General features: G+C 56.9%; 11 protein-coding genes. 1 reads left to right on the top strand and 10 read right to left on the bottom strand.

The genetic code is table 11. The annotated features are described in order from the left end of the window. Positions 1 to 96: 96 nt before the first annotated feature. The 4 genes from G340_RS0103335 to G340_RS0103320 form a co-directional block, all read right to left on the bottom strand. A complete protein-coding gene (locus G340_RS0103335; protein ID WP_020072245.1) occupies positions 97 to 1542 on the bottom strand; it encodes an alanine/glycine:cation symporter family protein in 1446 nt (481 codons plus the stop codon). A gap of 233 nt (positions 1543 to 1775) precedes the next feature. Next, the gene (locus tag G340_RS0103330) at positions 1776 to 3674 is read right to left on the bottom strand and encodes an NAD(+) synthase (protein ID WP_020072244.1); all 1899 of its coding nucleotides are present in this window, start codon (positions 3672 to 3674) and stop codon (positions 1776 to 1778) included. 57 nt (positions 3675 to 3731) lie between these two features. Then, complete coding sequence (locus tag G340_RS0103325) at positions 3732 to 4724, bottom strand: glycosyltransferase (protein WP_020072243.1); 993 nt, start codon at positions 4722 to 4724, stop codon at positions 3732 to 3734. Positions 4725 to 4823: 99 nt separating this feature from the next. Further along, positions 4824 to 6467: a VanW family protein gene (locus G340_RS0103320; RefSeq protein ID WP_020072242.1), complete on the bottom strand. Its 1644-nt coding sequence runs from the start codon at positions 6465 to 6467 to the stop codon at positions 4824 to 4826. Positions 6468 to 6803: 336 nt separating this feature from the next. Between G340_RS0103320 and G340_RS0103315 the strand changes: the two genes are divergently transcribed. Then, complete coding sequence (locus G340_RS0103315; protein ID WP_020072241.1) at positions 6804 to 7970, top strand: MGDG synthase family glycosyltransferase; 1167 nt, start codon at positions 6804 to 6806, stop codon at positions 7968 to 7970. Positions 7971 to 8006: 36 nt separating this feature from the next. On the opposite strand, the gene G340_RS17750 is transcribed toward G340_RS0103315, so the two are convergent. From G340_RS17750 to G340_RS16300, 6 genes are all read right to left on the bottom strand, one after another. Then, positions 8007 to 8288, bottom strand: a complete 282-nt coding sequence (locus G340_RS17750; protein ID WP_154653074.1) for a hypothetical protein — start codon at positions 8286 to 8288, stop codon at positions 8007 to 8009. Further along, positions 8285 to 8512, bottom strand: a complete 228-nt coding sequence (locus G340_RS0103305; protein ID WP_020072239.1) for a helix-turn-helix domain-containing protein — start codon at positions 8510 to 8512, stop codon at positions 8285 to 8287. The genes G340_RS17750 and G340_RS0103305 overlap by 4 nt, the downstream gene beginning before the upstream one ends. A gap of 9 nt (positions 8513 to 8521) precedes the next feature. After that, positions 8522 to 9010 (bottom strand): DUF2975 domain-containing protein, encoded by a 489-nt coding sequence (locus G340_RS0103300; RefSeq protein ID WP_020072238.1) that lies wholly within the window; start codon positions 9008 to 9010, stop codon positions 8522 to 8524. Positions 9011 to 9278: 268 nt separating this feature from the next. Then, positions 9279 to 9947, bottom strand: a complete 669-nt coding sequence (locus G340_RS0103295; protein WP_020072237.1) for a potassium channel family protein — start codon at positions 9945 to 9947, stop codon at positions 9279 to 9281. A gap of 12 nt (positions 9948 to 9959) precedes the next feature. Continuing rightward, on the bottom strand, positions 9960 to 10613 hold the full coding sequence (locus tag G340_RS0103290; RefSeq protein WP_020072236.1) for a potassium channel family protein: 654 nt from the start codon (positions 10611 to 10613) through the stop codon (positions 9960 to 9962). Continuing rightward, complete coding sequence (locus G340_RS16300; RefSeq protein WP_020072235.1) at positions 10613 to 13513, bottom strand: cation-translocating P-type ATPase; 2901 nt, start codon at positions 13511 to 13513, stop codon at positions 10613 to 10615. The genes G340_RS0103290 and G340_RS16300 overlap by 1 nt, the downstream gene beginning before the upstream one ends. Between the last annotated feature and the right edge of the window lie 547 nt (positions 13514 to 14060).

The raw sequence follows: 14060 nt of genomic DNA, 5'->3' as shown, positions 1-14060 counted from the left end.
TTCTCCGGGGATTACACTTATTATAGAGAGCCCTCTCTTATTTGTCAATAAAAAAAGCCTAGAAATCATATAGGATTTCTCTATTTAAGGATATAGCTAAAATTTATTGCTCTGGTATTTTTTGCTGTGCGAGGAATAACTGCGCCGAATCCCGGCAAAGAGACGGCGCTTTCCGTCTGCCCGGTCCTTCTGGCGGCACTTGGCCAGGTAGTTGGCGGTTTCGTCGAGCACCTCCCCGCTGAGCAGGAACAGGGCGATCAGGTTCGGGAAGGCCATCAGGCTGTTGAAAATATCACTGATTCCCCAAACGAGATGCAAATCGAGCGTGCAGCCCGCAATGGCCGAGAGGGCAAACAGAATCCGGTAGGCGGGCACCGCCCGGTTGCCCACAAGGTATCGCACCCCGCACTCACCGTAATAAGACCACCCCAAAAGGGTGGCAAACGCAAATAGCGAGATGCACACGGAGATCAGCGCGCCGCCGTAATTGCCGAATACCGAGGAGAAGGCCGCCGCCGAGAGCGCCGCGCCGTCCTTTCCGCCCGAAAGCGCGCCGCTGCACAGGATGACGAGCGCTGTTACCGTACACATGAGGATCGTGTCCAGAAACACCTGAAAAATGCCCCACATGCCCTGCTCTACCGGCTCTTTGAGCGTGCTGCCGGAATGCGCCATGACCGAGCTGCCAAGCCCGGCCTCATTGGTGAATACCCCGCGCGAAACGCCGGTTTTCACCGCGTTCGCCATCGCCGCCCCGCCGATTCCTCCGGCGGCCTGCCGCAGGCCGAAAGCCTCCTCCACAATCTGCCGGAGCACCTCCGGCAGTACCTGACGGTGGCAGTACAGAACGATTCCCGCCGCGAGCAGGTAGCTGACCGCCATAAACGGAACCAGGCGTTCCGTAACACGGGCAATGCGGCGGATGCCTCCGAAGGTCGTGACTGCCAGCAGAACCGCCAGCGCCAAGCCGGTTACGGGGAGCGCGACGCCGAAGGTGTCCTGCAGCGCACCGGCGATGGAATTCGACTGCGCCATGTTCCCCATGCCGAACGAGGCCAGCACGCAGCCGATGGAAAACAGCACGGCCAGCCCCCGGCTGTGAACGCCGCGCTCAAGGTAATACATCGCGCCGCCCAGCCAGGTGCCGTCCGAATTTTTGATTCGGTATTTCATGCCCAGCACGTTTTCAGAGAAGATCGTCATCATTCCCAGAATCGCCGAGACCCACATCCAGAAGATCGCGCCCGCGCCGCCGAGAGTCAAAGCGGTGGCGACCCCCACGATGTTGCCGGTGCCGATGGAACCGGCCAACGCGGTGGAAACCGCCTGAAAGGGAGAAATTCCCTCCCCGCTGCGTGAATTCCGGCTGAAAAGTTTACCGAAAGTATTTTTCATCCAGAGTTTACAATGCGTAAACTGAAAAAAGCCCGAACGAAAGGTAAAATTTGCCCCCACCAGCAAAATGGCGGCCAGAACGGGCCAGCCCCACAGCAGGGGATGCAGAACATCGTTCAGCTGCTGAATCACCGCAGAAATTTTCAAAAGAAAGCGCCTCCTCCTACAACCTGTACTATCAGGTGTATTCCAAAGGCGCGCTTTTCATTCGTGCATATCGTCAATCAAACAGGGATTCCCCTTGCCGCAGGGAGAGGGATCTCAAAGCGTTTTTTTATCGCTGCGTCAGAAACACTTTTTGTTGGTTGTCTGCCCGATTTTCAGGAGACAGAAAAAAAGTTCTCCCGCGCCATGGGCGGGGAGAACAAAGGCACTTATGATTACAGGGATTTGATTTCGTCCAGCCACAAACGGGAGCTGGCGTCGCTCGGCATGCGAAAATCGCCGCGGGGCGACAGCGTTACAGTGCCCACCTTGGGGCCGTCCGGCAGGCAGGAGCGCTTGAACTGCTGGGCAAAGAAGCGGCGGTAGAAGATCAGCAGCCACTTTTTGATCGTTTCGTCGTCATAGGCGCCGGCAAAGGCCATGCGTGCCATGCGGTAAATTTTCTTTGGGCGGAAGCCGAAGCGCAGCATGTAAAACAGGAAGAAGTCGTGCAGCTCATACGGCCCGACCAAATCCTCCGTTTTCTGAGAAATTTTGCCGTTCACCGGGGGCAGGAGCTCTGGGCTGACGGGCGTATCGAGAATGTCGAGCAGCAGCTCGCGCACCCCGGGCAGGCTGTTTTCCGCCGCGTGGCGTACCAGGTGGCGCACCAGCGTTTTGGGGATGGAGGCGTTCACGCCGTACATCGACATGTGATCGCCGTTGTAGGTGGCCCAGCCGAGCGCAAGCTCCGACAGGTCGCCCGTGCCGATGACGATTCCGCCCGTCTGGTTGGCAATGTCCATCAATACCTGCGTGCGCTCGCGCGCCTGCGAATTCTCGTAGGTCACGTCGTGAACCTGCGGGTCGTGGCCGATGTCTTTGAAATGCTGTTCCACCGCGGCCGCGATGGAAATTTCGCGAAAGCTCACGCCCAGGCTCTCCGCAAGGCCCGAAGCGTTGTTTTTGGTTCTGCTGGTGGTGCCGAAGCCCGGCATCGAAACCGCGGTGATCCCCGTGCGGGGAAGCCGCAGAGAGTCGAAGGCGCGCACCGTGACCAGCAGTGCCAGAGTGGAATCCAGCCCGCCGGAAAGACCGATCACAGCCGATTTTCCGCCGGTGTGGCGCAGGCGGGTTTTCAGCCCCTCGGCCTGCATCGTCAGAATCAGCTCACAGCGGTCGTACAGATCGGAGGAGTCGGACGGCACGAACGGCAGGCAGGGGAAGGTGCGCCGAAGCTCCAGCGGAGCAGGGGCCAAATCGAACTCGATCGCCGTGCAGCGGCGACCGTTCTGCCACGTGGTCATGCGGCGGCGCTCCTGAATGAGGCGCTGCAGGTCAACGTCCGCGCAGGTCAGGCCGGTGGTAAACAGCGGCGCCTCCGCCAAAAGGGCGCCGTTTTCGGCAATCAGGTTATGTCCGGAAAAAACCATGTCGGTGGAGGATTCCCCTTCGCCCGCGTCCGCGTAGGCGTAGGCGGCAATCAGCCGGGCCGACTGCCCGGTGACGAGCGCGCGGCGATAAGAGGGCTTGCCGATCACCTCGTCGCTCGCGGAGGGATTCAGAATCACCGTCGCCCCGCAGGAGGCCAGATTGGCCGAGGGCGGCTCCGGCATCCACAAGTCCTCGCAGATTTCCACCCCCAGTACCAGCTCCGGGATGGACACGCAGCGGAAAATCAAATCGCCGCCCATCGGCACCGCTTGTCCGCAGAGTGTGACCTCGCAGGCAGCGGGAGCAGGGGAAAAATGGCGCGCTTCATAGAACTCCGAATAATTCGGAATGCTGCGCTTGGCGGCCAGCCCCAGAATCCGGCCCTGATGGATCACGGCGGCGGTGTTGTACAGCTCGGCGTTCAGCGCAACGGGTACGCCGATCACGGCGATGATGCGCATACCGCGGGTTTCGTGCAGAATGCGTGATAAGGCCGCTTCCGCACCCGCGATCAGGGTATTGTCGCGAAACAGGTCACCGCAGGTGTAGCCCGTCAGGCACAGCTCGGGGAATACCACAACGCCCGCCTGCTGCTGCTCCGCCTCGCGCATCAGGTCGATCACGGCAGATCCGTTGTGCCGGCAGTCCGCTACCCGAATCACCGGGGTAGCGGCGGCGATTCTGAAAAATCCGTCTTTCATAGGACTGTTCTCCTCCATTTTTGGGAAATAGAAGGGCGCGCAGCCGCGCGCCCTTCTTTATCGAGTGGAATAATTTTCTTTTAGCGCCGGCGGGCAAACGGTAACGTCCGGCATATGCCGCCGCAGATTTTCCAGCTTGAACTGCTTGCTGCAGCAATAGAAAATACCGCGCCGCACCCGGTTTAAATTGCTGAGACAGTTGGCGCCCTTTCTCTCCCGCAGGTGCATTTTCAGCACATAATAAAGACAGCACAGGCCGGTCTTGCGGCAAAGGGCATGGTAGGCCTTTTCATAATCGGAATAAACGCCCACGTTTTCCAGCGTGGCGCGCACCATGGCGGTGGCGCGGATAAAATCGTTGATCTTGTCCGCATTGATCGTAGCCAGAGTGCTGGTGCTTTGCTGACTATAATAATACAGCGCTTTGTCGATGACGACGACCTTGTTTGCGTGCGAAAACAGCTTGTTTGCCGTGGCCAGATCCTCAAACGCCATGGAGGGGAAGGTGATACCGTAATCGGTAAACAGGCTTCTTTTATAAATTTTGTTCCATACAAGGCTCTGAATCTGGGTGTCGTGCAGCAGCTTGTTCATGGCCACGTCGCGGCTGAAAACGCCGTGGCAGCGAAACGGGTACTTGTACAATACATCTGAGCGGACAAAGTGGTAATAATAGTAGCAGCAGGCAATGTCTGCGTCGTTTTCGGTGACTGCGCGGTACAGCTCCTCCAAAAAGTAGGGAGAAACATAATCGTCGCTGTCCACAAAACAGAGGTAATCGCCGCGGGCGGCCTCCATTCCGCGGTTGCGCGCCATAGACATGCCGGCATTGGGCTGGTCGATCACGATAATATTGACATAATTCCGCTCGAATTCGCGAAGAATAGCAAGGGAACCATCTTTTGAACCGTCGTTGACGGCGATGATTTCAAAATCCTGAAATGTTTGGTGAACCAGAGTGGAAAGACACTTGCCGACAAAAGGCTCCACATTGTAGACGGGAATTACCACGCTGATTTTGGGGTCTTTGAATTTTGCTTGATTCGGCAAAGCTCATTTCTCCTTTCATACGAAACTAGTATCCCGCTTTTTGCGCAGGTTGATACATGCCCCTGTTGCAGGAACAGGTAAAAGCTCTTTGCGGGGCTGTTATTGGCCCGATTCCGTTTGTCCGGAGGAGTCGGAAGATGCCGTGTTCGGCTGAGAAGAAGCAGGCTGAGACGACGCGTGGGAGGAAGGCGAAGCCTGTGAAGAGGAAGCCGGCGCGCTCGGCGCAGGCTTTGAAGAGACGGGTGCCGAGGAGGCCGGGGATACGGAAGCGGTTCCCTCCGTGCCGGGGCCTACCTTATAAATGTTCGCAATGGCGCGGTAATAGCTGCTCGGCAGAGCCTCTGTTTTGACCGCCTTGCCGTTGAGGTAGAAAATGCGTTTGGCGGACGCGCGAATGCCGGCGTTGCCCTTGCGGTCGAGAACCTTCTCGCCCTTTTTCAGGGAGGGATCCACCACGAACTGGTCCGCAGGCTGCGCCACGGTGCCGGTCTGCTGAGAGACGACCTCGATGGCGTCATAATCGGGGGACTGGTAGCCGTAAAGCGTAACCGTCACTTTTGTGCCGGCCATGCCGGCCACGATGTATACCGGGTATTCGGTGGGATTTTTAAATTGAAAATCCAAATAAGGGTAGCTGACGGTTGCGTCCAGACCGAGCGGAACATAGGAGGACCGCCACATGTGATTGGCGCGGCTGGTGATCTCCATGTTGGAGCGGATAGCCGCCCCGTACAGTGTGGAGGACACCTGACATACGCCGCCGCCATATTCCAGCACTTTCTTTCCGCCGGAGATGGCCACGGCCTTGCGGTAGCCGTTTTCGGGAAGATTTGAGTCGCCCGTTGCATTGTTGAATGAGAATACGGCGCCGGGCTCAATCACCTTGCCGTTGATGGCCGCCGAAGCCACCTTCATGTTGTGGTTGCCGTCCGCGGTGTTGGTTGAGGTGGTTGTGTAAGTGCCGAGCTTTTGCATATGGCTTTTCAGGTGCGCCTGCGTCACGTCGAAGGGAACCGTTTTCACGGGAATCTCAATCGTTCCTGTTCCGCTGCCGCCCACCAGGGCGTTCACCTGAGAGAACAGAGAGTCGCTTTCCACCGCGAGGCCGTCTTTGCCGTCCTTATAGTGGAACGTGGCCGTGGCGGTATCAAAAGAAGCGACCGTTGCGTTGACCGGCGAAACATTCACAGCCTGCTCGATTTCAGAGAGTTTCTGTTTTAACACCGCTTCGTCGTGCGTTGCCGTCAGACGATAGGTTTTGGGGGTCGTTTTCAGCGCTTCGATCTGCTTCAGGCGATCCTCGTCGCTGCCCGTGCGGGCGTAGCCGTAGGCTTCGTCCAGAACCTCCCGCGTGTTGAAGCGGTACCCCAAATCCTGCGCGGTGAGCGTCCAGCTTTTATCGCCGTAGGTCAGCGTGATGTCGATTTTTGGCAGAAGAGCGGGCTCGGCGGCTTCCAGCGCCTTTTGGGCCTCTTCCCTTGTCTTTCCGCCCAGGTCGATTCCCTCTACCACCGTTCCGGCGTAGTAGGTGTCCGCCCGCAGAAGAGTGGCTTCGTTCTTCGCCTTCTCCTGCTGCTGGTAGTAAGAGACGCCCGCAAACACAGCTGCGCCCAAAATCAGGACGCCGGCCGCGGCGGCCGCAATCTTTTTCCACCGGCCGGAGCTGTTTTTGCCGTGTTTCGGGGAAGAAGAATACAGGTCCTTCAGGGATTCTTCCTGGTGGGGATGAGTCGTCTGATTCATACAACAATCCTTCCTTCCTGAAACAAAATTCGTCCTGCGCGTTCCCGGAGCGGGAAGCTGAAGGCACAGCAAAACAAGGCTTTTCGCGAATCTATTTTATCGCCTTTTGCAAGGAATGTAAAGTTACAGCTTTTACATAAGTTTCAAAAGGCCGTTTATTCCGTAAAATATTTACATATCAAGGCTTGAAACTTAGTGGGAAATACTATATTGTATAAATACGCGACCCTGCGGCAAGAAATGCAGACTTTTTCATTTGGGCACTGCCGGGTCGGGACTGTATTTTGAAAAATACGCAGAACGGAATCGTTCCGTTCTCACAGGAGGAACCTTCAGGTGAAAATTCTTATTTTATCTGCGGCAACCGGAGGCGGCCATTTACGTGCATCCCATGCAATTGAGTCGTATCTTTTGGAGAATACCACAGATGTTGAAGTGAGAGTGGTGGATGCGCTGAAAACCATTCATCCAATCTTAGATAAAACGATTTGCGACGGATATCACTTTTTGGCCACGAAGACTCCGAAAATGTTCGGATTGCTGTACCAGAAATCCAACGAGGAAAATCCCCTGGCGCAGATGGTGCCGAAATTCAACAGCCTGTTCAGCCAGCGGCTGCTGCCCTTGTTTGAGGAGTACGAGCCCGACGTGGTCATCGCAACGCACCCCTTTGTAACGGAAATGGTTTCCCATTTAAAAGAAAAGGGGCAGGTCAGGGTGCCGCTGATCTGCATCATGACGGACTACGGCCCGCATAAGGCGTGGATTTCGGACAATGTGGACGCCTACGTCGTGTCGAGTGAAGACATGGTGCCGGAGATGGAGGCCATGGGCGTGCGGCGCGAAATCGTGTACCCGTTCGGCATTCCGGTTTACAATGTGTTTTTCGATAAGGCCGACAAGGCCGCGCTGCTGGAAGAGCTGGGAATGAAGCCCGACCAGCTTACCATCCTGATTATGGCGGGGAGCTTCGGCGTTTCAAACATCCTCCAGATTTACGAGGATATCGTTTGTCTGGATCTGCCGTTCCAGATCATCGTCATCACCGGGCGGAACGAAAAATTGTTCCAGGCCTTCGAGGATAAGATTGCAGAGTGCCGCCTGAGCCCTCCAATGGGTTGCAAGCACACCCGGCTGGTCTTTTTTACGAACGAAGTGGAAAAGTACATGCACGCGTCCGACCTCATCATCACAAAGCCCGGCGGGCTCACGGTGTCTGAGGCGCTGGCCTGCAACGTTCCGCTGGCCGTGTTCGACGCGATCCCCGGGCAGGAGGAGGACAACGCCAATTTCCTGATGAGCCACGATATGGCGGTGAGGATCCGCAAGGGCGACGATTGCGCGGGCACAATCTCCGAGCTGCTGCGCAACCGCGAAAAGCTTGAGAAAATGCGGCAGTCCTGCCAGAGCTTCGATAAATCGCAGTCGTCCAGAAACATTTTGTCTCTGATCTACGAGCTGGTGGAGGAGCAAAAGAGGGATACCGCCGCATTCGGCAAATAAACACGCTGCCGCATAAGCGCCGGAACGAATGCTCTTTTATGAAACAGGATTTATTCCGTTAGAAAAATAGAATTGCTGCAAAAACAAAGTTGCAGTCGCAAATCGCGCGGCAAAGCACGCTGATAAACAGGAGAATGCGCCTTGATCTGGCAGGATACGGATCAAGGCGCATTTTTGTGTACTGTTTTTCAGCGGGTGCATTTTGCAGCCGCCCCGTTTTTTGTTTGTTAAGGATTGTTTTATTCCCGAAAAACGCCGCGGTGAATCGATCGGCGGGAATCCCTTGCTGGCAGTGACCAAGGGAATGCCTTCCTTCATGTGTCGGCTTGAGGCGCTTCCGAATGCCGGTATTCCAGTATGTCTCCGGGCTGGCAGTCCAAGGCCTTACAGATTCCTTCCAGAGTGGAGAAGCGAATTGCCTTTGCCTTACCGTTTTTCAAGATGGAAAGATTCGCCAGCGTTATGCCGACCTTTTCAGAAAGCTCCGTCACGCTCATTTTCCGTTTTGCGAGCATCACATCAATATTGATTATCATTGCCATGTGCTCACCTCAAATGGTAAAATCATTTTCAGATTTGATGAGGATCGCTTCCTGCAGCAGTCTTTGAAGAACGGCTACGAAGGTTGCAACCACAAGCGGGATGGAGGCCATGGCAAAGCCGAGGAGGATAAGGCCGGGCGCATCCTCCCATTGTGCCACAAGATATACGGCCGGCATACCGGCCAAATAGAAAAGCCCGGTCATCAGCGTTCCGGCGATTTTCATGTTCCTCAGCGTCCTGATGGATGCGTCGGAAAACACCTTTCCGCTGTCGATATAGTGCAGCAGCCTGATCGCCTGGTACAGCGCAAAGAAGAAAAGAATCATTGCCGCATACATGCAGATCAGGAACGGGAGTTTGAAAAACGCCGCCGCCGGCACGAATGCAGACAGAGCGTTTGCAAATCTGGGCAAAAGGAAAACGCCGAAAACGAGCACGGCGATTCCGATCAGGACAATGACGGTTGTTAAAAAGATGGTTGAGACACGCTGCTTCATAAAATCACTCCATTCTCTATCGTTAACTCGATTATAGCATTTATTTATTGTTTGTCAATAAATAAATATTGAAATTCGGGTGAAATTATCTGTTTTGGGAGCTGTAATCCGGCTTTGGGCAGCAGGGGGGGAAGCCCGTTTTCCGGCAAAAAACAAGGTATCCTTCCTCAATAGAAGATACCTTGTTTTGCAGCATTCAATTTGGCGGTGCAACTTGGCTTTGCGGCTCTGTTGGGTGCAGATCGGCCAAAGTCCGCTTTGCTCTGTGTTACAGGCCCGCGCCCAGAATCTTTTCCATATTCTCCAGCTGGTCAATATGAACGATCGTCACGACCTTGTCGCCGCCCTGCAGCATGGTGTCGCCGCGGGGGATCAGCAGGTCGGAGTTGCGGATGACCGCAACGAGCACGCATTCGGTGGGCAGCTCAATGTCGCGCAGCAGCTTGCCCTGCACGGAGGAGCCCGGGTTCACGATGCGCTCAACCAGCGAATACTTGCCGCCGTGCAGCTTTAAAAGCGTCATCATGTCGCCCATCGACATTTCCTCCGCCACCAGCCGGGCCATCAGGTCGGCCTGGTTCACGGCGGCATCAATGCCCATTAAGGGCGTGAACAGCCACGCGTTTTTCGGGTTGTTCACACGGCCGATCACTCTGCGCACGCCGTATTCCAGGCGGGCCAGCGTGCCGATGACCAGATTGTTTTCGTCCGAGCCGGTCACGGCGGCCACAACGTCCGCCTGGCGCACACCGGCGGCCTCCAGCACCTTCGGCTCCGCGCCGTTGCCCTGCAGAATCGTATCGTGCGGGAGGGATTTTTTCAAAACCTCGATCCGGTTGTCCTTTGCCTCAATAATCGTGATGCTGTGGCCGCGTTCAATCAAAAGCGATGCAAGGTAGCAGCCCACCTGACCGCCGCCGACAATAATTACCTTCATGATTTCATCCCCCTACCATGTTTTGCCGAGCAGTTTGCGCAGCTGACCGCCGGAAGCGGAGGTTGCCGCGATATACACGACGTCGCCCTTTTGAAAAATCGTGCCGGTTGTCGGCAGCAGAGTTTTGTTGTCGCGCTCGATCGCGACAACGTGAATGTCGCCGACCACCGTCAGCTCATTCACCCGGTGCCCTGCCAGAAGGGCGGGCAGCTCCACGCGCACCAGCTCCGCCTCGCCGCTGCCGAAGCTGTAAACCTGATTCAGCGAGGAGTACGAAAGCAAATCCGATGCACGCTTGATACCCCACGTGGTGGAGGAGAGGGTCTGTACGCCCAGGCGCTTGTAAATCTCGGCCTTTTCGCGGTCGTACAGGCGTGCGACCACTTTTGGAACATGGTAAATCTCTTTGGCGATGCGGGCGATTACGGCGTTCGATTCGTCGCTGGAGGTAAAGGCCGCCAGCGCGTCGGTGCGCTCGATCTGCGCCCGCTGCAGAACGTCTTTGTCAAAGCCGATGCCTTCGACTGTTTTTCCGTGAAAGCCTTTGCCGAGCTGTTGAAACGCTGCCGGGTCAGAGTCAATGACGGTAACGGAGTGACCGGCTTTGCTCATGGCCTGCGCAAGGCCGGAGCCGTTGCGTCCGCACCCTACAATAATGATCTTCATCAAATAGCCTCCCTTTTTGCGTCTTTGGGCATGTTGGTGTGGGTTTGGTCGTTGCGATTCTTCTTCTTTCTGCGATCCCACCAGCGCAGAAGCCATTTGCGCGCCTCATCCAGCAGCAGCATGGCAAACGGGATGAACAGCAGCATTCCCAGGTGTTTCAGCGGCAGGGGCGCCGTGTTGAACAGGTTGTGCAGGAACGGCAGCGGCAGGAAAACAAGGCACGCAAGGAGCGTGAATTCCACCGCGATCCCCACCAGAATCAGGCGGTTGCTGAACAAACCGATCTTGAATACAGACGTGCGATCCGTGCGGCAGGCGAATACCGCGCCCATCTGCGAAAGCACGATGGCGGCAAAGGTAATGGAGGTGGTCATCCGGTACGCGATTCCCTCAGAGGCCAGCGGAACCGCAGGCCAGCCCATCAGGAAGTTCAGGAAGAAGTATGCGGCGATGCCAAAGATTGCTTCAAGCATACCGTACCACAGAAAAGCCCTCAAAATCAAGGGACGATTGAGGAGAACATCCTTTCTGGAGCGCGGTGGCGCGTCCATCACACCCGCCTCCGGCGCTTCGGAGCCAAGGCCCATGGCGGGCACCATATCGGTGCCGAGGTCGATGGCCAGAACCTGCATGATCGTCAGGGGAAGCGGAATCAGCCCGCCGGAGAACAGGTACAGAACCATCGGCACGGCGCAGGACATGTTGCTGTTGAAAATATAGAGAACAAATTTGCGGATGTTGCTATACACCGCGCGGCCCTCCTCGATCGCGTTGACGATGGAGGCAAAGTTGTCGTCGGTCAGAATCATGTCGGCGGCTTCCTTTGCCACGTCGGTTCCGGAGCGGCCCATCGCGACGCCGATATCCGCCTTTTTCAGCGCGGGGGAATCGTTGACGCCGTCGCCGGTGACGGCGACGATCTGCTTCATATCCTGCAAAGCGCTGACGACCTGAAGCTTCTGCTCGGGGGCGACGCGCGCGAAGATGACTTCATCCTTGAGCGCTTCCTCCAGATCCGTCTGGCTCATGGTTTCAAGCTCCAGACCGGTGATGATGCGGGGGTGGCTGCCGGAAATGATCCCGATACGGCGGGCAATGCTCTCCGCGGTCAGGCCGTAGTCGCCGGTGATCATGATGATGCGGATGCCGGCCTTGTGGCATTTCTTCACGGCGGCGGCAACCTCCGGACGGGGCGGGTCAACCATGGCGATCAGGCCGAGGAAGGTCAGATCCTGCTCAATCAGCTCGGGGGTGTACTCGCTCAGGCTGGTCGGCAGCGCGACTTCGCCGGTCAGCTCGCGGCAGGCGACCGCCAGCACGCGCAGCCCCTTTTTGGCGTATTCGTCGTTCACCGCCATGACGCGGCGGCGCTCGTCGTCGCTCATGGCGGAAACCACGCCGTTTCTGCGCTGGCGGGTGCATAAATCCAGCACCTCCTTCGGCGAGCCCTTTACATACGCAAGGCGGCCGCCGCTCAGGGGCTGGTGAATGGTGCTCATGCGCTTGCGGCCCGAGTCGAAGGGCAGCTCGCGCAGGCGGGGAATCGAGGCGGACAGCTCATCCAGATTCAGGCCGTTCTTCTTTGCAACGACCAGCAAAGCGGCTTCCGTGGGGTCGCCGAGAACGGTGTAATGGCTGTTTTCTTCGCTTGGGGGCAGCAGTCTGGCGTCGCAGCACAGCCCGGCGCCGGTGAGCAGCTGGCACAGGTCGCTGTTATCCTTGTCGGCGGGGCGGCCGTCTTCTTCCAAAATCTGGCCGCCCTCGGCGTTGTAGCCGACCCCGGTCACCTCGAGGTTGCGGCCGCCGAGCCACACGTTGCTGACGGTCATTTCGTTCTGAGTCAGGGTGCCGGTTTTATCCGTGCAGATCACCGTGGTGCAGCCGAGCGTCTCGACAGCGGACAACCGCTTGATCAGCGCGTTGCGCTTTGCCATGCGCTGCACGCCCATGGCGAGCGATAACGTAACGGTGGGGAGAAGGCCCTCCGGAATAAACGCGACGATCATGCCCAGAGCGAAAATAAACGCCGCCACAGGCTCGGATTTCGCGAGGAAAATCGCCAGAATAAAGAACAGCACGCCGATCGAAACAGCAATGGCGGAAACCTTCTTGGTCAGATTCCCCATTTCCTTCTGCAGGGGGCTGGATTCATCCTTGAGGCTCTGGGTCAGGCTGGCAATGCGGCCGAATTCGGTATCCATTCCCGTAGAGCAGACGATCGCCTTGCCGGTGCCGGAGGAGACCGTTGTTCCGGCAAAAATCAGGTTCGGCGACTCCACTGTGGAAATATCGGTGCGAAGCACCTGGTCACGTGCCTTGTGCACGGGATTCGATTCTCCGGTGAGTGTGGACTGGTTGACGCGAAGGTCGTTGTCCTCGACAAGACGCGCGTCGGCAGAGATCATGTCCCCCTCCGACAGCAGCATAATGTCTCCGGGAACGAGATCCTCCGCCAGAAGGCGAAGCTCCTCGCCGCCGCGCAGCACGCGAACGTAGTCCGGCAGCAGCTTCTTGAGGGCTTCGGTCGCCTTGCCGGCGCGGAATTCCTGCCAGAAGCTGAATACGCCGTTAATGACGTTGACCATCCAAACGGCGATGGCCAGCTCCGGCATACCCGCGATTAGCGCGACGAGACCGGCGATCCAAAGCAGAATCGCCATCAGGTGGGTAAAGTTGGAAAGAAACTTCCAGATCAGCGGCTGGCCCTTCTTTTCCTGTATTGTATTTTTGCCGTACTTTTTCAGGCGAGCCTGCGCCTCTTCGGGGGAAATGCCCTGCTCTGCGGTGCCCAGCGCCCCGTATACTTCCGATACGGGCAGCTGCCGGATTTTGCGCGGCAGATCATTGACCGGCGGTGCGGCCGGCTGATGAGTGGCGGTTTGTACGTTTGATTCTTTCATCGTTCAGCTCTCCGTTCCATAACATGTATCATTCCATTCGGATCCCGCCGGGTACCAAACGCGGGAAGAAGGGGTTCGCCGCAGTCTGATCCCTTATGGGCGCGTTTGCCGCCGGGAGCCAGGCTGCAGGGCCGGCTTCAACGGCAGGCGGGTTAGCAAAAAACCCCCATTTGATTGTGGGGCTGCGGCGCGTGAGGAAACGTTCGCGTCGCGTTTGAAACCGGCCGTTTGCGTTCTTCATATTTCTGTTTTTCAATCAGCGGCGCTGCGTTCCGGTAAGCCCGGTCAGTCCCTGCTGCGGAAGGGGAACTGCGGATTTCTTACCGGATCGCCCTGCCTGTCTTTCCCGATTTCCGTTCTTATTTTAGCGAAGAGCCTGTGAGTTGGGTGTGAAAAGACAGAGATTGGTGTGAGAATCCTGTGAGAATGGGAATGAAATGGTTTTGCCTGCGTGCGTATTCGTTTCCTTGCGGCGCCTGCCGCTCTGTTTTTCGCGTTTTTTATGAAAAAAGACCCGATGCGGATATTGTTCCGCATCGGGTCTTTT

It is taken from the genome of Faecalispora sporosphaeroides DSM 1294 (assembly GCA_000383295.1).
Classification (GTDB): Bacteria; Bacillota; Clostridia; order Oscillospirales; family Acutalibacteraceae; genus Faecalispora; species Faecalispora sporosphaeroides.
The sequence above is the reverse complement of the archived record's forward strand: the minus strand, read 5'-3'. Positions and strand labels throughout refer to the sequence as shown.